This is a genomic window from Pseudomonas sp. PVC-3-1, from assembly GCF_057444315.1.
Map to the genome: position 1 here is coordinate 862,734 of NZ_CM172023.1, position 22,245 is coordinate 884,978.

19 protein-coding genes are annotated in these 22,245 nt (G+C 62.3%); 6 read left to right on the forward strand and 13 right to left on the reverse strand.

Features of this window, described 5'->3' with window-relative positions; genetic code table 11:
- The first annotated feature begins 97 nt into the window (after positions 1 to 97).
- Complete coding sequence (gene scpC / locus AC2T4A_RS04170; protein ID WP_486742778.1) at positions 98 to 1,594, forward strand: succinyl-CoA:acetate CoA-transferase ScpC; 1,497 nt, start codon at positions 98 to 100, stop codon at positions 1,592 to 1,594.
- 357 nt (positions 1,595 to 1,951) lie between these two features.
- The gene (locus tag AC2T4A_RS04175; protein ID WP_015474893.1) at positions 1,952 to 2,158 is read left to right on the forward strand and encodes a DUF1127 domain-containing protein; all 207 of its coding nucleotides are present in this window, start codon (positions 1,952 to 1,954) and stop codon (positions 2,156 to 2,158) included.
- A gap of 72 nt (positions 2,159 to 2,230) precedes the next feature.
- Here the strand turns inward: AC2T4A_RS04175 and AC2T4A_RS04180 are convergent, their stop codons facing one another.
- The 13 genes from AC2T4A_RS04180 to AC2T4A_RS04240 all read right to left on the reverse strand — a co-directional run bounded on the left by AC2T4A_RS04180 (position 2,231) and on the right by AC2T4A_RS04240 (position 17,959).
- Positions 2,231 to 3,388, reverse strand: coding sequence for a glycosyltransferase family 4 protein (locus AC2T4A_RS04180; protein WP_416743987.1), 1,158 nt, complete (start codon positions 3,386 to 3,388; stop codon positions 2,231 to 2,233).
- The gene (locus AC2T4A_RS04185; protein ID WP_416743988.1) at positions 3,389 to 4,522 is read right to left on the reverse strand and encodes a glycosyltransferase family 4 protein; all 1,134 of its coding nucleotides are present in this window, start codon (positions 4,520 to 4,522) and stop codon (positions 3,389 to 3,391) included.
- Between the two features lies 1 nt (position 4,523).
- The gene (locus tag AC2T4A_RS04190) at positions 4,524 to 5,900 is read right to left on the reverse strand and encodes a glycosyltransferase family 4 protein (protein ID WP_486743647.1); all 1,377 of its coding nucleotides are present in this window, start codon (positions 5,898 to 5,900) and stop codon (positions 4,524 to 4,526) included.
- A complete protein-coding gene (locus AC2T4A_RS04195; protein ID WP_416743990.1) occupies positions 5,897 to 7,159 on the reverse strand; it encodes an ABC transporter ATP-binding protein in 1,263 nt (420 codons plus the stop codon). The genes AC2T4A_RS04190 and AC2T4A_RS04195 overlap by 4 nt, the downstream gene beginning before the upstream one ends.
- Positions 7,159 to 7,956, reverse strand: coding sequence for an ABC transporter permease (locus AC2T4A_RS04200; RefSeq protein WP_416743992.1), 798 nt, complete (start codon positions 7,954 to 7,956; stop codon positions 7,159 to 7,161). Before AC2T4A_RS04200 ends, AC2T4A_RS04195 begins: the two co-directional genes overlap by 1 nt.
- Complete coding sequence (locus AC2T4A_RS04205; protein WP_478376879.1) at positions 7,956 to 9,392, reverse strand: mannose-1-phosphate guanylyltransferase/mannose-6-phosphate isomerase; 1,437 nt, start codon at positions 9,390 to 9,392, stop codon at positions 7,956 to 7,958. Before AC2T4A_RS04205 ends, AC2T4A_RS04200 begins: the two co-directional genes overlap by 1 nt.
- A gap of 3 nt (positions 9,393 to 9,395) precedes the next feature.
- Positions 9,396 to 10,367: a GDP-mannose 4,6-dehydratase gene (gene gmd, locus AC2T4A_RS04210; protein WP_416743994.1), complete on the reverse strand. Its 972-nt coding sequence runs from the start codon at positions 10,365 to 10,367 to the stop codon at positions 9,396 to 9,398.
- Between the two features lie 203 nt (positions 10,368 to 10,570).
- The gene (locus AC2T4A_RS04215) at positions 10,571 to 11,476 is read right to left on the reverse strand and encodes a GDP-mannose 4,6-dehydratase (protein WP_416743996.1); all 906 of its coding nucleotides are present in this window, start codon (positions 11,474 to 11,476) and stop codon (positions 10,571 to 10,573) included.
- 138 nt (positions 11,477 to 11,614) lie between these two features.
- Entirely contained in the window at positions 11,615 to 12,847 is a 1,233-nt protein-coding gene (locus AC2T4A_RS04220; RefSeq protein ID WP_486742779.1) for an acyltransferase family protein, read from the reverse strand.
- Between the two features lie 73 nt (positions 12,848 to 12,920).
- Complete coding sequence (locus AC2T4A_RS04225) at positions 12,921 to 14,078, reverse strand: acyltransferase family protein (RefSeq protein ID WP_416743999.1); 1,158 nt, start codon at positions 14,076 to 14,078, stop codon at positions 12,921 to 12,923.
- 54 nt (positions 14,079 to 14,132) lie between these two features.
- Complete coding sequence (locus tag AC2T4A_RS04230; RefSeq protein ID WP_416744000.1) at positions 14,133 to 14,963, reverse strand: class I SAM-dependent methyltransferase; 831 nt, start codon at positions 14,961 to 14,963, stop codon at positions 14,133 to 14,135.
- A 39-nt stretch (positions 14,964 to 15,002) separates the two neighbouring features.
- Entirely contained in the window at positions 15,003 to 16,514 is a 1,512-nt protein-coding gene (locus AC2T4A_RS04235; RefSeq protein ID WP_416744001.1) for a glycosyltransferase, read from the reverse strand.
- A complete protein-coding gene (locus tag AC2T4A_RS04240) occupies positions 16,511 to 17,959 on the reverse strand; it encodes a glycosyltransferase (protein ID WP_416744003.1) in 1,449 nt (482 codons plus the stop codon). The genes AC2T4A_RS04235 and AC2T4A_RS04240 overlap by 4 nt, the downstream gene beginning before the upstream one ends.
- A 550-nt stretch (positions 17,960 to 18,509) precedes the next feature.
- Between AC2T4A_RS04240 and AC2T4A_RS04245 the strand changes: the two genes are divergently transcribed.
- From AC2T4A_RS04245 to AC2T4A_RS04260, 4 genes are read left to right on the forward strand one after another with little or no spacing between them, the layout of a single operon-like run.
- Complete coding sequence (locus tag AC2T4A_RS04245) at positions 18,510 to 20,627, forward strand: DUF6311 domain-containing protein (protein ID WP_486742780.1); 2,118 nt, start codon at positions 18,510 to 18,512, stop codon at positions 20,625 to 20,627.
- A 37-nt stretch (positions 20,628 to 20,664) separates the two neighbouring features.
- Entirely contained in the window at positions 20,665 to 21,663 is a 999-nt protein-coding gene (locus tag AC2T4A_RS04250) for a glycosyltransferase family 2 protein (RefSeq protein WP_486742781.1), read from the forward strand.
- 2 nt (positions 21,664 to 21,665) lie between these two features.
- Positions 21,666 to 21,809: a hypothetical protein gene (locus AC2T4A_RS04255; RefSeq protein WP_416744008.1), complete on the forward strand. Its 144-nt coding sequence runs from the start codon at positions 21,666 to 21,668 to the stop codon at positions 21,807 to 21,809.
- Complete coding sequence (locus AC2T4A_RS04260; RefSeq protein ID WP_416744010.1) at positions 21,806 to 22,243, forward strand: GtrA family protein; 438 nt, start codon at positions 21,806 to 21,808, stop codon at positions 22,241 to 22,243. The genes AC2T4A_RS04255 and AC2T4A_RS04260 overlap by 4 nt, the downstream gene beginning before the upstream one ends.
- Positions 22,244 to 22,245: the final 2 nt, after the last annotated feature.

The following is a 22,245-nucleotide window of genomic DNA, read 5'->3' on the forward strand; positions in this document are numbered from 1 at the left end:
CCCTGGCCGGGCGATTTTTCGACCTTGGTATAAGAGCCAAAAATCGCCGAGTCCCTAGACTGGCGGCCTCGCACTTCCTACTGCCCGAGGTTTTCCCATGTTCCGTGATCGCGTGCGTATGTCCTCCCTGTTGGACAAGGTGATGACTGCCGACCAGGCCGCGGCCCTTATCAAGGACGGCATGACCGTCGGCATGAGCGGTTTCACCCGCGCCGGCGAAGCCAAAGCCGTACCCAAGGCCCTCGCCGAGCGCGCCAAGCAGGAGCCGCTGCGCATCAGCCTGATGACCGGCGCCAGCCTGGGCAACGACCTCGACAAGCAGCTCACCGAAGCCGGCGTGCTGGCCCGCCGCATGCCCTTCCAGGTCGACAGCACCCTGCGCAAGGCGATCAATGCCGGCGAAGTCATGTTCATCGACCAGCACCTGTCGGAAACCGTCGAGCAGTTGCGCAACCACCAGCTCAAGCTGCCGGACATCGCCGTCATCGAAGCCGTCGCCATCACCGAGGAAGGCCACATCGTACCGACCACCTCGGTGGGCAATTCGGCCAGCTTCGCGATCTTCGCCAAGCAGGTGATCGTCGAGATCAACGTCGCGCACAACGCCAACCTCGAAGGCCTGCACGACATCTATATCCCGACCTACCGCCCGACTCGCACGCCGATCCCACTCACTCGCGTGGACGACCGCATCGGCAGCACCGCCATCCCGATCCCAGCAGAAAAGATCGTCGCCATCGTCGTCAACGACCAGCCGGACTCCCCGTCCACCGTGCTGCCGCCGGACGACGAAACCCAGGCCATCGCCAATCACCTGATCGATTTCTTCAAGCAGGAAGTGGAAGCCGGCCGCCTGACCAAGAACCTCGCGCCGCTGCAAGCGGGCGTCGGTACCATTGCCAACGCGGTGATGTGCGGCCTGATCGAATCGCCGTTCGAAGACCTGACCATGTACTCCGAAGTGCTGCAGGACTCGACCTTCGACCTGATGGACGCCGGCAAGCTGCGCTTCGCCTCGGGCAGCTCCATCACCCTCTCCGCGCGCCGTAACGAAGAAGTCTTCGGCAACCTGGAGCGTTACAAGGACAAGCTGGTGCTGCGCCCGCAGGAGATCTCCAACCACCCCGAAGTGGTCCGTCGCCTGGGTATCATCGGCATCAACACCGCGCTGGAATTCGACATCTACGGCAACGTGAACTCCACCCACGTCGGCGGCACCAAGATGATGAACGGCATCGGTGGCTCGGGCGACTTCGCCCGCAACGCACACCTGGCCATCTTCGTCACCAAGTCCATCGCCAAGGGCGGCAACATCTCCAGCGTCGTGCCGATGGTCAGCCACGTCGACCACACCGAACACGACGTGGACATCCTGGTCACCGAGGAAGGTCTGGCCGACCTGCGTGGCCTGGCGCCGCGCGAGCGCGCCCGGGTGATCATCGACAACTGTGTGCACCCGTCCTACCGCGACGCCCTGAACAGTTACTTCGATGCCGCTTGCGAACGCGGCGGCCATACCCCGCACATCCTGCGCGAGGCCCTGGAGTGGCATATCAATCTGGAAGAACGCGGCCACATGCTGGCGGCGAGCTGATTCCAGACGCTCTGCGGGTCATTCAGCAATGAATGGCCCGCAAGGGTTTACAGCCGGAAAAAAACCACGTAAAAACACTACTGAACAGATTTTTATCCCGCCCCAACTGTTCAGCTTCCCCCGCCGCCACCTTGGCCGGCACCGTCGAAACACCTCAGATGCCTACCAATTGCGCACCAGAATGGAGCGTAACGGTACAGTTCGCCCTGAAAAAGACCATAACAGTTCAAAATTACAATCGGCTGAGCAGCTGCAATACTGCACAACTGTACCTGTCATCCCTGACCAAAAAGTCAGATCATATGCTCAATCCATTCAGCAACTGACTACTCGCCACAAGCGAGAAGGATGACCACCATGGAACGTACCCTCGGTTCCGCAGCTCTGAGCACCACCCGTAGCACCTCCAGCGCCCATCGTGGCCTCGTCGGCACCGTTCGCCTGTGGCAGCGCCGCATGGAAAGCCGCCGCCAGCTGGCCCGCCTGGACTCCCGCCTGCTGGCCGACGCCGGCATCAGCGAAGCCCAGCGTTACGCCGAACTGAACAAGCCGTTCTGGCGCTGATTCAACAGTACAACTGAGCCACATTCTCCAGGCTCGCCATAACTGTACTGGTAAGTTCGTTGCCCCGGCCGCTCAGCCAGAGCGGCCCTCGGGCAGCAGCCCTTCCTTCTCTGCTCTCTCGTCCAGTAGATCGCGATACAGATCTGCCCAGACGCGCCCCATCGCATCAGCCGTGAACAGCTCCTGGTAGCGCGCTTCCGCCTGCCGCCCCATTTCTTCCGCCGCCGCGGGATTTTCCCAGCACCACTTCATCGCCTGACGGAACGCCAGGGGATCGCTGGGTGGCACTACCAGCCCGGTCAGGCCGTTGGCATTGATGAAGCTGGTGCCGGTTCCGATCTCGCTGGAAATCATCGGCTTGCCATACATCGCCCCTTCCAGCAGGGAAATGCCAAAGGCTTCCGAGCGCAGGTGCGAGGGGAAGACGATCGCCCGCGACAACTGCAGCAAGGCAACCTTGTCCTCTTCGCTCACACGACCGACGAAGCGCACGTGGGACTCAACACCCAGCGCCGCCGCCTGAGCCTTCAACTGCTGCTCCAGGGGGCCAGCGCCGACGATGACCACCGGGTACCCGGTGCCCTGCACGGCTTCCAGCAGAATATGCAGGCCCTTGTAGTAGCGCATCACGCCGACGAACAGGAAGAACTGCTCCCCTACCTCGCGGCGCCAGCGAGCGGTGCACTCCTCGGAAGGAACCGGGTAAGCCTGCTTGTCCAGACCATAGGGAATGACTTCCGCTTTGTGCTGGTAGCGGCGCAGGGTCTCGCTGGAGCCCAGGTAGTTGGGCGAAGCCGCAACGATGCGGTCCACGCTACCGAGGAAGCGGTGCATCAGCGGTTGGTACAGTTTGAAAAGGTGCCGCTGGCGAACGATATCCGAGTGGTAGGTCACCACGGTCGGCTTGTCGATGCCCGCCAGCAAGTGCACCACATCCATGAACGGCCAGGGGAAGTGGAAATTGATGATGTCCGCTTCCGCCGCGAGCTTGCGGAACTGCGGTATGACGCTGTAGGAGAAACCGGTGGAAGCCAATTGCAGGTCGAGGCGCGCCCGGTAGACGCGGTGCCCATCGACCATGAGCTCCGCGGGCTCTGGGTTCGAGCTCAGGGTGAGTACCTGGTGTTCGATGCCGTGATGTCGCCCGGTGCGGCAGAGCTGGTTGATCACCTGCTCGATGCCCCCCACGGAGTCCGGCAGATAGGTCTTGAAGAAGTGCAATACGCGCATTCAGCCTCCCACAGCCTTTCGGTAGGCTTCGCTGGTTATCCGGGCGCATCGCTGCCAGCTGAAGTCCCGGGCTCTCTCAAGGCCCAGCACACGGCAACGTTGCCCGAGAGAAGAATCGTCCACCAGTTCCTGCAGGGCGGAGCACATCTCCTGCGGATCATGGGCATCGACATAGATGCCCGCCTCTCCCGCCACTTCCGGCAGCGAGGAGGTACGAGTCAGTAATACCGGCACGCCACTGGCCATCGCTTCCAGCACGGGCAGGCCGAAGCCTTCGTACAGCGACGGGAAGAGCAAAGCCTTCGCCCCAGCCAGCAACTCCGCGAGCACCTCATCACTCTGATAGCCGAGCACCTTGGCCCAGCCGCCCTTCACGGCGACATCCAGCGTCTCATCGAGACCATCGCTGCGCCAGCCTGGCATTCCGACTATCACCAATGGCAAGCGCGAGCGCAGCATGGGCGGCAACAGGGAATGAGCCCGCAGCGCCAGCTGCAGGTTCTTACGCGGCTCCAGTGTGCCGACGCAGATCAGATACTGCCCCGCTGACAATCCAAACGAGGCCAGCGGACTCAATAGTTCTGCATCAGTTCGGGGACGGAAGCGCGGCGCGTATCCGAGCGGCGCCACCACCACGCGTTCATCAGGCAATGCAAAGTGACGGCGGACCTCTCCGGCAACGTGCTCGGAGTCTGTCAGTACGATCCGCGCCCGCTCGACACCCCTGCCGACGTGGCGTTCGATCTCGGCCAGGCGATCGGCGGGCTGGGTGTGGGGGTAGTGCACATGGGTCAGGTCATGCAGGGTCATGACCATCGGCCCGTCGAACTCCAGCGGCCACAGGCTGGGCTCGTGGTACAGGTCGATCGAACGCTGACTCAGCCCTCGGTCGAAGTTTCCCTGCTCCAGCCAGCGGCGAATGCGATAGGCACCAGGCACTCGCTTGGCCAGCGCAGTGCGGCGGGAATAGCCGGGCAGCGAGGCCGGCGGCAGATCGACCGACCACTGGCGGCCCAGAAACAACTGCAGGCTGACTTCCGCCTGATCCTGCAGCGCTCGGGTCAGGGACGAGACGTACTGGCCGATGCCAGTCCTCGGTGCCTGAAGGATGCGAGCGTTCAGCGCAACGTGCACGCTAACCCACTTCCGCTTCGGGTCGGGACTGCGCCGGCCTGCGCAGCATCAGGGCCCCCAGCACGCGGCTGACCAGTTGCCGACTGGCATCACGCCAGGTCAGCCAGCTCCAGTCAGCGGCAGCGCGGGTTGCCGGGAATCGGTTGCTACCTTCGAACTCCTGCACCAACTCGGCCAGAGACTCCGGTCGCTGCAGATCGAAGTAAGCCACGAAGTCGCCGCCGACTTCACGGAACACCGGAATGTCGCTGGCCATCACCGGCAGGTGGCGCTGCATCGCTTCCACCAGCGGCAGGCCAAAGCCCTCGACGTACGACGGGAAGACCAGCGAGCGGGCGTTGGCGTAGGCGTACTCCAGGCCGCGATCATTGAGTTTGTTGAACATGAACAGGCGCTTGTCGAGTTCCTTGTGGCGACGGATGCGATCCATCAGGCCCTCGCACTTCCAGCCATAGCGGCCGATGATGCACAGCCGTGCCGGCGAGCCCTGCGCCCACAGGCGCTCGAAAGCGTCGAGCAGGTAGGCGTGGTTCTTGCGCGGCTCGATGGTGCTGACCATCAGGTAGACCGGCGCGCCGTCTTCGAACATCTGTACCAGTTTTCCGTCCAGCTGCGAGGCGTCATGCACCAGGTCCAGTTCCGAGCCGAGGTAGAAGTGCTCGAACCACAAGCCCTGGGCAACCTCTTCGCCTCGACGGCGAACGATCTCGGCACGCACCTGGTCGCGGATGGTGGTGGAAATGCAGATGAATCCGTCCGCCATTTCGACGATCCAATCGAACCAGCGGTCGAACACCTTCACCAGTCCGGCGTCGCAGAACTGCGGGTGGGTACAGGGGATCAGGTCGTAGATCACCGAGATCAGCCCGACACCTTGGGACTTGAGCTTTTCCGCTACCGGGAAGAAATCGGCGTGCCAGGACGAATCAAGCAGCAGGAGCTGGTCGCCAGGCTGAACCTCCAGCGGCTCCAGGCGCTCGGGCACAACATGGCCGCGCGAGGCAAACATGGCGAAGCGCAGCGGCAGGGTAATCGCCAGGCTGGCAATCTTGCACGCCACGTAAAGAACGCGGCGTGCGTTGTGGTAGCGGTTCATCGGCCAGCGGCGCTCCAGGCTCGCATGCCTTACCCAATAGTCATTGCGCATCTGCTCCAGGGCGATCTTCATCCGGCTGTGCCAGGGCAGTTCCTCGGTCGACAGCGGTGCCAGATGCAGCACCCGATGCATACGGCCGTTGATGAACGCCACCGGAACGCATTCGACCCCGCCTTCGGCATCCTCAAGATGGCGGATGACATTGCGCACGACGCGCTGGATGCCGGAATTCACGTGCGGATGTTCGAAGACGTAGGTGCATTCGACGAGCAGGCGCATCAGGAATGCTCTCCACTGCGTTGGGCCAGGGAATCGCTGGGGAAATGCTCGATGCTGGCGCGGGCATCCAGCCAGGAATAACCGATGAAGTTCTCACGCGTGCTGTTGACCACATGGAAGATCATTGCGCAGTCCCGCCACTCGTAATTGCCGTCCAGGTGCGAGTCGAGCCGTGAAAGGCTCAGCGACACCGAGTAGTTACCGGCTCCCAGCCGCATGGGGAAGGCGTAGCGATAGACCAGCCGGTCGCCGGTCTTGAGCCCCTTCTGCACCTGCTTGAGGCGGTGCGAGTTGATGCCATACATCGCCTGCCCGAGCCGGTCCTTGAGCATGAAGCCAAGCACCAACCGGTCGACGTCCTGGCAGACTCGCACACCGACCTCCAGCACAACGTCGTGGCCCACTTCGACCAGGTCGATGTCCTTGCCTCCAGCGTCCAGCAGCCGTACCGATTCGATCTCCGCCTCCCCCGTGCCAGAGATGGTGCGGGCCTTGCCGTTGGCGAGCATCTCCTGGCGCACGAGATGATTGAGTCCCTCGCCCATCCTCGCGTGGTAGTAGTCCATGACCATTTCCGGGTCGCCCTGCATCGCCACCTGGCCGAACTCCAACAACACCGCACGATCACAGATGGACTGGATGGAGAAGCGGTCATGGGAAACGATCAACAGCGTGGTGCCGGCACGACGGAAGCTGCGGATACGCTCGAAGCTCTTGTGCTGGAAATACGAGTCGCCGACCGACAGCGCCTCGTCGATGATCAGTACATCCGGCCGCCGCGCGGTGGCCACGCTGAACGCCAAGCGCATCTGCATGCCGCTGGAGTAGGTGCGTACCGGCTGGTCGATGGCGTCACCGATTTCAGCGAAGGCCTCGATCTCCGGGAACAGCGCGTCGATCTCGCCACGCTGCAGCCCCAGCAGCTGCGCGGCCATGTAGACGTTCTGCCGACCGGTGAACTCCGGGTGAAAGCCCATGCCCAGTTCGAGCAGGGCGGATACTGTTCCTCCCACCTCGCAGGTGCCACTGGTAGGCTGCGTAGTGCCGGTGATGATCTTGAGCAGGGTGCTCTTGCCGGCACCATTGGAACCGACGATACCGACCGCCTCGCCCGGCTCGATCTCCAGGGAAATGTTCTGCAGGACCCAATGTTTGTGATGCCGCGGCTTGCCATCGGGAGCGATCCACTCGACCAGGCGGGACCAGCGTTTGGGGTACTGACGATAGGCCTTGCCCAGTTGCTGAATGCGGATATGGCCCATCAGAGTTCGTCCACCATTTCACCTGCGCGTGCGCGGTACAACACCATGGCCAGCACGCACAGCAGAGCGCCGGATACCGTCACCGGCAGCAACTGCGAGAGCTGCGGCCATTGGCCGTGGAGGAACAGGTTCTGGTAGGCCTGCATCAGGCCGGTCAGCGGATTGAGCTGCACCAGCCGGCCGATCGACTCCGGCAGAATGGTCAGCGGGTAGACGATGGGGGTGAGCCAGAACCAGAACTGCAGGAGAATCCCGAACAGCTGCCCGACATCGCGGAAGAACACATTGAGCACGCCGACCAGCATGCCCAGGCCGACGGCGAACATCAGCTGCAGCGCCAGCAACAGCGGGAACGACAGCAGCGCAACGCCGGGCAGGCGCCCGGTGATAAGCAGGAAGCCGATGAACAACGCGAAGATGATGGCGAAATTCAGCGACGCACTGCAGACGCTCACCACCGGCAAGCAGAGGCGCGGGAAGCTCAGCTTCTTCAGCAGATTGGCGTTTTCGAGGAACATGTTCAGGCAGCGGCTGACCACTTCGGAGAACAATCCCCAGGTCAGCAGCCCCGCGCAAAGAAACACGCTGTAGGCCATCTTGTCGTCCACGCCCGGCAGGCGCGCACGCATCACTTCGGAGAAGATCACGGTGTACACCAGAATCATCGCCAGGGGATTGAGGATGGTCCAGGCCGCTCCCAGCAGCGAGCCGCGATAGCGCGACTCGAATTCCCGCCGCACACTGCCCACGATGAATCCGCGGTACTGCCAAGTGCCTTTCAGACTGCTCAGCGACATCAAACGATCCTGCCGTAAATATCCTCGAAGCGAACGATGTCGTCCTCGCCCAGGTACTCGCCGCTTTGCACCTCGATCATCACCAGATCGATAACTCCCGGGTTCTCCAGGCGATGGCGGTGGCCCGCGGGGATGTAGGTGGACTCGTTGCTGTTCACCAGCCGTACGGACTCGCCGTTGGTGACCTTGGCCATGCCCTGCACCACGACCCAGTGCTCGCTGCGATGGTGATGCATCTGCAGCGACAGGGCGGCGCCAGCCTTCACCACGATGCGCTTGATCTTGAAGCGCGGGCCTTCCTCGAGAACGGTGTAGGTGCCCCAGGGACGGCTGACCGTGCGATGCAGGCGATAGGCTTCGTTGTCGGTATCCTTGAGCTGCTTGACCACCTTGCGCACATCCTGCGCACGGTCGGCACGCGCCACCAGAATCGCATCGGCGGTCTCGACCACGACCAGCCCCTCGACGCCCACGGTAGCGATCAGTCGACCTTCGCTCTGTACGTAGTTGTCGCGGCTATCGACGAAGATGGCATTGCCGGCGGCGCGGTTGTTGTCGGCATCGGCATCCACCAGCGCACTCATCGCGGTCCACGATCCGATATCGCTCCAGTCGAACGCCGCGGGGATCACCGCCACACGGTCGGAGCGCTCCATCAGTGCGTAGTCGATGGAGATGTCCTCCAGCGCGCAGAAATGATCCGACGGCAACTCCTGCTGAACCAGATTGCCGAAGTCCGCCGGCTGGCTGGCCATCTGGCAGGCGATGGCTTGTTCGAGCATCTGCGGAGCGTACTTTTCCAGCTCGCTGATGAAGGTGCCGACGGTGAAGCAGAACATCCCCGAGTTCCACAGGAAGGTGCCCGCCTGAAGGAAGCCCTTGGCAGTATCCAGGTCGGGCTTCTCGACGAAGCGCTTCACGCGGCTGCCGCCACGAGTGTCCAGCGCATCGCCCATTTCGATGTAGCCGAAGCCGGTTTCCGGCGCGTTGGGCACGACACCGAAAGTCACCAGGTGCCCCGCCTCGGCCAGTTCCACAGCATGCTCGACGCAGCGTCCGAAGGTATCGATGTCGCGGATCAGATGGTCCGCCGGCATCACCACCATGGTCACGTCATCACCATGCAGTGCACGCAGCGCGAGTGCGGCGACCGCAATAGCCGGGGCAGTATTGCGCCCGGCGGGTTCGAGGATGAAGTGGCCACGCTGGCGCAGCTTGGCCGACTGGAAGTGATCCTTGCTCTGGAAGTAGTAGTCGCGATTGGTCACCGTGACGATGTGCCCGTCCGCACCCAGCAGGCTGGCCGCGCGCCGATAGGTCTTGCTCAGCAGCGACTGCCCGTCGGGCATCGCCATGAACGGCTTGGGCTGGCCTTCACGGGAGACCGGCCACAGCCGGGTGCCGGCTCCACCGGAAAGGATCACAGGGACGAGCATGCATCACTCCTTGTCAACGCGACGCAGGTCGGCGTCAACCATCATGTGGATGAGGTTCTCCAGACTGGTTTTCGGACTCCAGCCCAACACTCGCTCGGCCTTTCCAGGGTTGCCCAGCAGCACATCCACTTCCGCCGGGCGGAAGAAGGCCGGGTCGATCACCACATGATCCTGGTACTTCAGGCCTACGTATTCGAAGGCGATACGGCACATCTCGCGCACCGTGGTGGTGACGCCGGTGGCCACCACATAGTCGTCAGGCTTGTCCTGCTGCAGCATCAGCCACATGGCTTCGACGTAGTCGCCGGCGAAGCCCCAGTCACGCTTGGCATCGATGTTGCCCAGGCGCAGTTCGTTCTGCTTGCCCAGCTTGATGCGCGCCACCGCGTCGGTGACCTTGCGGGTCACGAACTCGATTCCGCGCAGCGGCGACTCGTGGTTGAAGAGGATGCCGCTGGAAGCGTGCAGCTTGAAGCTCTCGCGGTAGTTCACGGTGATCCAGTGGCCATAGAGCTTGGCCACGCCGTAGGGGCTGCGCGGGTAGAACGGTGTGTTCTCGTCCTGCCGCTCGGCCTGGATCAGACCGAACATCTCGCTGGTGGATGCCTGATAGAAGCGGGTTTCCGGGTTGAACTGGCGGATGGCTTCCAGCAGGTGGGTAACGCCCAGGCCATCGACAATGCCGGTGGTCACCGGCTGGTCCCAGGAACTGCCGACAAAGCTCTGTGCACCGAGGTTATAGAGCTCATCCGGCTTGGCCTTGATGACGGCCCGCTGTACGGACGATGCGTCCGCCAGATCGCCGTCGAGGTAGACCACCTCGGACTCGATCCCCAACTCACGCAGGCGCCAGCGCGTATCGCTACTACGGCGAGCTACCAGACCGTGGACCTTGTAGCCCTTTTCCAGCAGCAGTTTCGCAAGGTAGGCGCCATCCTGTCCGGTCAGACCGGTGATCAGAGCACTTTTTGTCATTCTTCTAGCATCCGTGGTGGCTCGCAGATGAAAGCGCCGCGAGCTCGTTGTAGTTATGCCGGAGTCTCGATCGGCTTCCGCCCGAGCGATGCCTCCGCGTACAGCACATTACCTGGGACCCCATTCCCCCTGGCAGGTATGGCGGGGTCTTGAACCGGCGACAGGTTTCGCCGCGGTGGGCCACAATCAGCCAGTCACCGGTGTCACTCCTGCAATGCACGGACATCCCATTCCGCCAATACATCCAGCAGGATCTGCTCCATTGCGTAAGACGGTTTCCAGCCGGTCTCACGCTGCAGCTTTGCATTGCTGCCGCGCACACGCCTTTGCTCGGCCTTGCGCATCCTTTGCGGGTCCTGGCGGATCTGCAGATCAACGCCTGACAGCGAAGCCATCTGGTCGATCACGTCGCGCAGGCGATATTCCTGACCCGAGCAAACGTTGTACACCTCCCCCGAACGCCCGTTTTCGAGCAATGCGAAGTACGCCGCCAATACATCCCGTACATCGAGGAAGTCGCGGGTGACATCAATGTCCCCGACCTCGATATACGCGTCCTGCAATCCATGACGAATACGCGCGAGTTGTCTTGCGACCGCCGGTATCACGAAATCGGCCTTCTGGCCCGCGCCCACGTGGTTGAACGGCCGTGCCACCATCATGCGCCAAGGTTCGGCGAAGCTCCACTGCTGACACAGCAACTCCGCCGAGAGCTTGCTCACACCGTAGGGATTCCTCGGCCTGGGCAACTGCAACTCGGTAATCGGCAGCTGATCCTCGCTCACCTGTCCATAGACATCCCCGGAGCTGACATAAAGAAACGCTCCGTTAAAGTCGCAACGCTTGAGCGACTGCAGCAGGTTCAGCGTCCCGATCAGGTTCACCTGCAAGGTCCCGGCGGGATCGCGAAACGCCTGCGGCACGAAGGTCTGGCCGGCCAGGTGGATCACTGCGTCGGGCACATCCTCGCGCAGATACTCATCGAAAACCCCGGGCTCGGTCAGATCCAGACGCGGGAGCTCCATCAACTGCCATTGCGACCCCAGCGACGCCCGAAGCCGGGTGCCCACGAAACCGGAAAGCCCTGTCACCAGTAATCGTTTGTTCAAAGGCCAGTCTCTCTGATTGTTCTAAGGGAAAGGAACCTAAAATGGCTGACCGGCTGGTCACGATAATTCGATTACACCCCGGGCTTTCTGTGACCCGGAAACAGCCTCGAGGGTTTCCACTCTCGCAACTGACGGCACTTATTCGGTCGCACGCGCGCTCGGCGCATCTGTCCGGGTGACCTCAAGCGGCTGCGTGTCCGGATGCGGGGCATCCACAACCGGCGCGCCGCCGGAAAATCGCTCCAGACGCTCCCGCGCAACCCGCGCACCCTTGCGCCGCAGGGGCTCCTCGACGAAACGATAGTTCAGCTCGCTGGCAACCAGTGCGATCGCCAGTGCCGTCACCACCAGTTCCGGGGTAAAGGACTTGTCCAGCTCAACCCCTTGCGCTGCGGCGTAGCGATACCAGATTTCGCGACTCAAGTGATAAGCGCAGATATGAATGACGTACAGGCCGTAAGAGCGCGACCCCAGCCAGAGCAGCGGGCGTGACAGTACCGACGGGCAGTACAGATATCCCTGCTGGTAGCTGGCAACCCACACCAGCAGCAGCGCAACGATGGCTATCAACCCCACGGCGATAGGCATGGCGATGAGCTGCCCCGGAATCGCCCCCAGCAGGTAGAGCAGGATGACTGCATAGGCCAGGCGCAGCCAGACACTCTTACCCAGGAAGGTCGGTTCGAATTGTCGAAGCAAGGGTGTGCGTCCCGCCAGGCACAGCAGCACACCCCACATCATGGCGTCGAGCCGGAACGAGTTGAGCATGGCGCTGGTCGGCGTCCCGAACATATTGCGGTCAAGTCCAAACTGCAGGGCAATCAACGCCAACAGCAACCCGACGCGCCAGCGGAAGGCCGTCACGCACAGCAGGAAGAACGGCAACACGAAGTAGAATTGCTCTTCCAGCGCGAGACTCCAGTAGACCGCATTGGGGCCCAGCATTCCGTTGTACTGGTTCGCGAGGTTGCCGGTGAAGGTCGCCACAGCCGCAAAGCTACGCAGGTTCTCGAACCAGGATCCAAAGGCGCCGCTGCGGTTGAACAGGACCGAGAGTGCCAGGGGAATCAGGATCCACAACCAGGCGGTCGGCAACAGTCGGTAAACACGCCGCAACCAGAAGCTCTGGGCCGCGATGGCAAAACTGCCCCGCTGCCGATGCTGATCGAAATAGTCCAGATAGCTTTTGCAGACGATGTAGCCGGAAATGCAGAAGAACAGGTCTACGCCTGACCAGGGCATGTAGAGGCTGAAAAAACGGCCGAAAAGCGCATCGTAATAGGGCAACAGCATCGGCACGTGGCATAGCAATGTCATGCCGATGGCCACCGCCCGCAGGTACTCGATCTCCGGGTTTTTTCCCTTGTTCATTCGCACTCCCCGACCTTCCTCATTTCCTGCATGGCAAGGCACTTTCCGGCCAGCGCGAAGCATTGTTCCATGATCACCGTCCAAATCCCTGCTCAACTGCAAGGCTCTGCGATGTTTCAGCCCGCTCGCCAGATATCTGCCGCGCCATCAGCGCACCGCGGCGACGCAGCGGCGTCTCCAACAGACGGAAATTGAGCTCGCTCAACATGAGGATCAAAGCCGCCGCGCACAGCACGAAAGGGTAGAAGAAGCGCTCATCCACCGGCAGCTGAGGGTACAAACGGGCGGCGATTTCGCGCGTAGCGAAAAACGCCGGAACGTGAATCAGGTAGATGGCATAGGAACGCGTGCCGATCCAGATGATCAACTGACGCCAGGGCCCCGCCGGAATGAACAGTTCCGCATCATAGGACGCCATCCACACCAGCACGAAGGAACAGATCGCCACCAGGCTGAACTTGTAGGCGCCCACGTCGAGTGTGTCCGACCAGAAGGCTCCCATGAGCAAACTGATTGCAGCCAGCACCAGGCTGCCACCACGGGCGGGCAGGAGCGTGCGCAAGCGCTCGTAGGACGCCGTCCGACTCCAGATAGCCAGCAATACGCCCAGTATCAGCGCATCGCTGCGGAACATCACCATCACCAGGCCGCGGGAAGCGAACAACTGGTACACCACCAGGACCAGCAACACAGGGACCAACCAGCGGCGAGCCAGCAGAGCGATGAGCGGCAGCAGGATATAGAACTGCTCCTCCAGCGACAGGCTCCAGTAAACGAAGCTGGCCCCGTATTCGCTGCGCATGAACGTCTCGGCAAAGCGCCAGTTGGCGAATTGCAGCACGCCGGCATAGGTCGCATCGAGGTTGGCGCCCCAGGTACCGAAAACGCCCGTACGATTGAAATACACGACCGCCAGCAGCACCACGGCCAGCCAGAACCAGGCCGAAGGCAACAAGCGCCAGGCGCGGCGCACCCAGAAGGCGAGGATGCAACGCCATGCCGTGCCGGCCTGTGTAGCGGATCGCAGCCGGGGCAGCAGATCGCGGGCAATGACGAAACCGGAAATAGCGAGGAACAGGTCCACACCAAAGCCGCCGGAGAAATGTGCGGTCAACGCATCGAAGCGAGGTGAAGCCCAGGAGATCAGATTCCCATGGGCGTGGTGCAGCACCACGAACAGTACCGCGAAGGCGCGCAGGATCTCGATGTCGGCGATCCGCCCCTTGCTCATCGGTTGCACCTTGATCCGCTTTGCACACTGCTCATTTCAGAAAGTGCCCCTATCTCAAAGCGGCTTGCGCGCGATGATCGCCTGGCTCTTGGGCATCGCCTTGTCCAGGGCCTTCTTGATGCGCGGCCCTTCTTCCGTAGCCAGCATCATGTTCCAGGTGCGCGTCCAGCTATCGAGCAGCGGGTGCCACGGCGGCGACAGGTCCTGCTTGCAGGCCCAGAAGAAGAACCACCAGACCGACCAGTAGAAGCCGTAATGCGCCTGGCGCTCGATCACCAGGCCCGCGTCGCGTATCAACTGCTCGAAAGCTTCGCGCTCGAAGACACGGATGTGGTTGGGGTGTTCGAAGTAAGCGGCAGGAGCCAGTTCCTTCTGCACACTTTCGCCCAGCGGATCGGGCACGGTGATCAGGTAGAGCGCGCCGGGCTTGCCGACGCGGACCAGTTCGGTCATGAACTGCGCCGGGTCCTCGACGTGCTCCAGCACCTCCATCGCCACGACCTTGTCCACCCGAGCATCGGGCAGGGGAATCGGGTTCGCATCGGTGACCAGCGGCAGCATGGCTCGGGCATTGGAGCCCTGCAGGCCGCGCTCGACAGCGGCAACCTTGTCCGCATCGATATCGGCGAAGATCACCTCGGCACCGCGCTGGGCGCAGAAGGCAACGAAAGGCCCGTCGCCACAACCGATATCCAGGACCGAGTCCTGTGCGCTGATCGGAAAGCCCTCGAACAGCTCATCGGTTTCCTGGTGGAACCAGCCGCTGAGGTAGGTATCGGTCAGCGTCGACAGGTCCTCCGCCGGCGCAGCGGGCGGCGGCACAGCCTCCTGCGCCGGCGTGACGGGCGCCGGCTTGCGCCTCAGGCTCTTGATGAACTCCAGCATGTCAGCTCCCGCTATGACTTCGTGTGTGCCGCAGCGCCTTCAGGCGGTGCCTGCAGCCAAAAATGTCTCAAGACGACCGCGACCGGCCTCCAGTGAGCAGTGCGTACGCATTCTTTCAATCGCCGCATTCGACATACGCGCATAGCGCTCCGGCTGCTGCGTGAAGCACTGGAACGCAGCACGGTATGCCTCTACCAGCGATGCCCAGTCGATCTGGTGGCGCAGCGTGCGATACGCCAGGCGCGGATCGTGCGGCCAGGCGGTCGCATCCAGCCAGGTCGCCACTTCAAAAGCTACGCTCTCGTCGATGTAATCGACCATCGCCGAATGGCGTGGCGCAACCGCCGGCTTGCCGCAACTGAGGAACTCCATCAGCGGCAGGCACTGGCCCTCTCCGTGAGAAGCATTGACGATATACGCGGTATGACGGATCAGCTCGTCGAATTCGGAACGATCCAGATAGCCGTGCAAAAGGACGACACGGCACTGGAAGGCCGGCATGCGCGCCATGCACATCAGCATGTCGTTCATCGCCGACTCGTACTCGTGGTGGCCGAGCTTGAACAGCAGCGTGGCTTCGGGAGTGTCGCGGAAGGCGCTGCAGAACGCGGTGAGCATGTCGACCCAGTTCTTGCGGCCATCGTAAGGGTTGAACACGGCCGTGAAGACCACGCCGGAGAGGGTCAGCCGATGCTCGCCCAATGGCAGCGCCGGCATCGTTTCTTCATCCACCTCCACATCCGGCAGACCACCGGGTTCCACCGGGTTGGGCGGCTCCATCCGTGCGGGCGCGGGCTCTGCGGCGACTGGTACAACCGGCACCTGCGCTCGCCAGGCCAGGCGATACCATTCCACCAGGTAACGCAAGGTAATACGGGCCAGCGACTGGCGAACCGCTGTCGGCTGCTCCGCGGCTTCAGCCTTTGCGGCTGCCGCTGGCAGTTCCCGAGCACGCGCGCTGGCAACGGCGCGAGTGACGGCATCAGCGTTGGGAATGTAGGGAGCCAGCGACAGATCGTGGGTATCCATGACCACGCCGGAGCGAACGGTCAGGGTCACCGGGTCGCTCGGCAGGCCAGCGGGTTGCTGGCGCAGGGGGGCAAACTTGTCCCACACCGGCGCGGGAATCGAGACCACCGGAAACGCCGCGCCCAACTCAGCGCGGGTCGCCTCGACGGTGAGCCCGGAATGGGTAATGGCACGTCCACAGCGCTGCAATACCGCCGCCCAGTTCTGTCGATCATCCTCCAGCCAATGCTGGTTGGGAATGGAGTCGAACTCCCAGGCGAACACCGGAATGGTCGGGCACTGCAGGTCCAGCGGCGTCTTGTGCGGCGGCGTGAAGCTTAGGAAAACACAGGGTTCGCCGTTATCGAGGGCTTGTCGATAGAGGGCGTCAACCTCCCCGACCTGCTCCACCACAGTGACGTCTCCCAGGCCGCGCAGCAGCGGCAGGAACTCCTTGAGCACAAAGTAGTAGCTATAGTCCGGCAGCCCCAGGCTCGACTCGATGCGTGCGCTGTTGACCTCCGAGTAGACCAGGAACCTCATTCCGCCATTCCTCCCGCGACACGGGCAGGCGCTCGTACCGACCGATCGGTATCCAGCACATCGCCAATGAAGGCTTCCAGTGCACCCGCCACCGTCTTCAGGGAGCTGAACGCTTCCATCCGCGTGCTGGCCGCGCGGGCCATCTGCACATAGACCTGCGGCTCACGAATCGCCACAGCATGGCTGCGGCGGAACGCCTCCATCAGCGACTGCCAGTTCAGCCGGTGCCGATGCGTGACCAGCATGCCAGTGGGGTCGTGGGGCCAGCAGGTCGGTTCCAGTGCACCCTCGACAACGAACGCCATGCGCTCATCCAGATAATCGGCCATCGCCGTATGCCGGGGCGCCAGTGCCGGTTTCCCCGCACTCAGGAACTCCATCAGCGGCAGGCAAAGCCCTTCGCACGATGAGGCGTTCACGTAGTAATCGGTGGCCGCGACCATCGCCTGATACTGGTCGTCCTCGAGGAAGCCATGCAACACGACCACCCGGCAGGAGAAGGGAGCCAAGCGGGAAAGCAGCGTCATCAGCACGACCCGGTAATGTTCCAGGTCGTGGTGGGTCATCTTCACCAGCAACACGGCATCGGGCGTATCACGGAACGCCCAGCAGAAGGCGGTGATCAGGTCGATCCAGTTCTTGCGACCGTCGGCAGGATTGAGGACCGTCGTGTACACGACCCCATCCACCAGGACGTCGCGGACGGGCGGCGCCGCCAGCGCCGGAGCGCTGGGTACAGCGACCTCTGTCTGACCGAATGCCTCACGGCGCCAGCCGTCGAAGAGAAGCCGGCCGATCTCCAGCCGCTGCCTCCAGCGCGAAGGCGGCCTCGGGACGTCCACGACCTCCGGCACAGGCTCTGGCGCCTCGGCGCGACGAACCAGACCATCGGCACTGAGTCCCAGCAACGGGCTGTCAATGACAACACCCGCAAACGGGATACGCCGCTCACTCTGGGCCGGCCGAACGGGTGCGACCTTGCCAGCACCGAAGCGCTCCCAGATCGGGGCGGGGGCGGCGAGTACAGGCAGGTGACGATGTTGTTCGGCCACCAGGGCGGCGGCCTCCCGGCTCGTCGCGATGGCGCCCTGAACGCGCTCGAAGACATGGCGCCAGTCGTTGCGCGGGTCACCCTCCCAGGCAACGTCGGGCAGGCTGTCGAACTCCCAGGCGAACAGCGGAATGGTCGGGCAACGCAGGCCAAGCGGCGTCTGCTGCGGCGGGCTTACGCTGATGAACACCACCGGCCGGCCGGCCGCATGGTGCTGATCATAGAGCGACTCGACCTCGGCGATGCTGCGCACTTCGACGACCGTTCCGATCGCTTCGAAGGCCGGCAAGAACTCCTTCAACAGGAAGTAGTAGCTGTATTCCGGCTTGCCCAGCGAGCTGTGGATGGTGTCCTGGCTGATTTTCGAGCCAATGAGAATAAGCAGATCCATCATGCGTACGCAGGCCCCGTTCCTGCGCTGTTTTTTGTTATGACACGACCGGTTTGACCGGTGCGTTTTTCAAGGAAGGCATGCATAGCACCAGTTCTTCGAGGCGCTGGCAAGCATCCGGATACATTGAGTACAGCTGAGGCGACAGCGGGACTGTACAGTTGCGGAAGCCGTTGAACTGACCCGGAACAATCGCCCCCTCCATGACTGAACAGTCACCTCAGAACACGGATTTGCTCGCTACGAACTTACCTTCTTCACCCAGCGCTCGACGCTAGATCGCGCTCAAGCATTCCGATAGCCTAATTGGCCGTGCTTTCAGATCGGCCGAGCCCATGCGTACCCTGCAACTCCTCCTGTCGCCGCTGAGCTGTTCCCTGCCCACTCCGGCAATCAATCAGATGCGCCGCTTTCCACGCGGGGCTTGCCCTGCCAATCGCTCGACCCGCAGAACGGCCAACACAGGTTTGTACTGCCTTGATCTTCCTGACCACCGCGATTCGATAGCGAGACACTTCGGAACCACCGCCCGCATACCATCCGAGCGCGCAGGATGAGCCAGTTCCAGAAACTGCCTGAGCCAGCAACTCTTGGAAAAAGCGCGTGGCTCTGGAGAGAGGCGCCAAGCAGCACCGCCTATGCGGCAGCACTGCTGATGGCCATGGCATTGGTGCTGCACCTTTATCCGCTCTCCTTCCTGGCCGGGCATGGGCTGTATTTCGAAGGAGGGGATGCAGCCTCCCACGTGGCGGGCTGGTTGTTCTTCGAGAAAGATGGCTGGCATTTCCCGCTGCTCAAATCCGTTCGCATGAACGCCCCAGAAGGCACCAGCATCGCCTTCGCCGATAGCATCCCACTGCTGGCCCTGCTGCTGAAACCTTTCCGCACTCTGCTCCCCGACGGCTTCCATTACTTCGGGCTCTGGCATGGCTTCAGCTATCTGCTCCAGGCGGCCGCCGCCGTGTTCCTCATCCGCTCGCTGAAAGTTCGCCACCTGCCGGGCGCACTCCTCGCGGCCGCCTTCGCGATCACCTGGCCGGCGCTTACCCATCGCCTGGGGCATACGGCCCTGATGACCCAGGGCCTGCTGCTGGTAGCACTGGGTATCTACTTCCGCAGTTTCCAGACAACCTGGAGCCTGGGCAGGACCAGCATCAGCTTTATCGCGCTGACCTGCACCGCGCTGCTGATCCATCCGTATTTGCTGGCGATGACCTATCCGGTTTTCATCGCCTGCCTGTTGGCTCGGCACCAGCAATCCCGTCTGACGCTCGCTCAGGGAGCACGCTGGATCATCGCCTCCCTGGCAGCACTGTTGCTGATCATGTATGTCGGTGGATACTTCATCGGCAAGGGAGCAGCGATCGGCGGTTTCGGCGTCTATTCGATGAACCTGCTTTCGCCATTCTGTGGCGGACTGCTCTGTGCACCCGTGGATGCCACCGGCGGCCAGGATGAAGGCTTCAACTACCTTGGCGCCGGCATTCTGCTGCTGTTGCCCATCGCTCTGACTCTTCAGGGCGCAGATCTGTTCCGAGCGCTGCGCAGGCATTGGCCGCTGACGCTGGTCATGGCGGTTTTTCTACTCTACGCCGCTAGCGACCGCATCTTCCTCGGCCAGCTTCTCCTGCTGGACTTGCCTCTCCCCCGGCTGCTGGAAGGTGCCTTCGGCATCTTCCGCGTCAGCGGACGATTCTTCTGGCTGTTTGGCTACGGTGTACTGTTCGCCGTGCTCGTCACCTTGCTTCGTCGCCAAAGCGGCGCATTGCTGCTGATCGTCGTCGCCGCCCTGGCGCTGCAGTGGCATGACACCCGTCCGCTGCGCGAACGAGTGCAGTTCTTTACCAGCCTTCCCCCAACCCTGGAGCTCGCCCCCTGGCGCTCAGCACTGGCCGGACTGCACAACATCGAGATCTATCCCGCCTATGGGTGCAAAGATGCCCCGACTGAAGACTACGTCCGCTATCAGTACATCGCTGCCAATCTTGGCCTGACAATCAACAGCGCCTATACAGCGCGAACGGTAGTGCACTGCGACCAGAAGAATGCTTTCTCGCAAGCTCCCGCGCAGGACGGCCAGCTGTATGTGAGAGCGGGTTTCCTGCGCAACTCGCTGGACTTGCCGCCCCTGTTTCAGCAGGCAATCGCGGCAGGCGATTGCATGCTCGATACCGTCCATCTGATCTGCGCCAAGAACCATTCCGGCGCCTCCTGGGGTAAGGTCGGAGCCCCCCTGACCCTGCAGCAGCAGGAGTTTTCCGCGCACTGGGGGGCCGCTCAACTGCCCTCATTGATCGGCCAATTGCAAGGAGACCGATTGGTACCGCGCTCTCCGGGCCAGGCGGGATACCTCAGCTACGGTCCCTACATCGACTTGCCGGCCGGCGTCTACCAGCACCGCATCGACTATCTCAGCCAGGCAGACGACACCACGAACGTGGGCACCTGGGACCTGGTCGGGCAGCAGGCCTCGGGCACTGTCGTCACCCTGGCCTCCGGGCCGCTCATGGGGACTTCAGGCAAGAGCATCGCGCTCACGGGCAGAGCCGCCCTGAACAGCCCACTGCAGAAGGTGGAGCTACGCCTGTTCAGCAACGGTGGCGACGTCCAACTTGAGGCCATCTCGTTGAGCGCAGATCATCCTGCGCTCAACGACCAACAAGACAGATAAAGCATGGACTGCCAGCCATCGAGTGGGGAGATGAAAGATGACCAGTGAACTGCATATAAGCCCTCGAACGGAGCAGGAGCGACGGACTCAGGATGACGCTCCGGTGATGCTTTCGCTGGTAGTGCCCGTCTACAACGAAGTCGAGACCGTGGCCTTGTTCGTGGAGCGCGTGGAGAGCGTGTTCAACGATCCCGTGGCCGTGCAAGTGGAATACATCTTCGTCAATGATGGCAGCACGGACGGGACGCTGGAAATCCTGCTCCTGAAGCAGCGCAGCATGCCACGAATCAGGGTGGTCGACCTGAGCAGGAACTTCGGCAAAGAGGCCGCGCTGAGCGCCGGCCTGCGCTGCGCCACCGGCCAGGTCGTGGTGCCCATCGATGTCGACCTGCAGGACCCTCCCGAACTGATTCTGGAAATGATCGAGAAGTGGCGCGAAGGCTACGAAGTCGTTCTAGGACGACGTGTCGATCGTACCTCCGACTCCTGGGCCAAGCGCGCCTCGGCCAACTGGTTCTACCGGATCCACAACAAGATCGCCGACCCCGCCATTCCGGAGAACGTCGGCGACTTCCGCCTCATGGACCGGCAGGTCGTGGATGCTCTCAACGAGTTGCCCGAGTCGCGGCGGTTCATGAAGGGACTCTTCGCCTGGGTCGGGTTCCGCACGACCTGCCTGGACTACCACCGCCCCGAGCGCATCGCTGGGTCGAGCAAGTTCAATGGCTGGCGCCTATGGAACTTTGCCCTCGAGGGCATTACCAGTTTTAGCACCGACCCCCTGAAGATATGGACTTATCTCGGCATCACGGTGTCGCTGGGGTCGTTCCTGTTCGCGACGTTGATCGTACTCAAGGTGGTGTTCTTCGGGGTCGACGTGCCCGGCTATGCATCGATCATAGTCGCCGTAACCTTCCTGGGCGGCCTGCAGCTCATCGGCATTGGCGTGCTTGGCGAATACCTGGGGCGGACCTATCTGGAATCCAAGCGCAGACCGGTGTATCTGGTACGGCGCATTTATGAGAGCAAGGACTGAGCATGGACCTGAAGGAAACCGACATCCTCGGCGAGCGCATCGGTGAACAGGAGCATTGCCGTTCCAAACGTGCAGCGACGCAGAGGTTGCCGGAGGATATCAACGGCGCACCGAACGCGGACGGCTCCGCTGGCGCAAAACCGTGATTTCCAAAGAATCGAACCCCACGCCGAACCTGCAGAGCCGCCTGTTGCGCGAGTTGCTCATCGCCGCTCGTTTCGGTGTCGTCGGGATAGGCGCCACTGCCCTGCACATCAGCGTGGCGTGGAGCCTGATCACCTACATGGAGATGCCGGCACTGCTCGCCAACCTGATAGCGTTCCTGTGCGCATTCGGACTCTCATTCGGCGGCAACTATCTCTGGACGTTTTCCGCTCCCGGCTCTCCGGTCAAGGCAATCCGCCGATTCTTCCTGATATCGCTGAGCGCCTTTCTGGCCAACAGCGCGCTGCTCGCCACCATCCTTGCCAGCGGATGGCTATCTCCGCGGCTGGCAGTCGTAGCCTCCGCGGCTGTGGTGCCAGGTATCACCTTCCTGGCCAGCCGGCTCTGGGGTTTCAGGCAGCAGCACCATGAATAGCG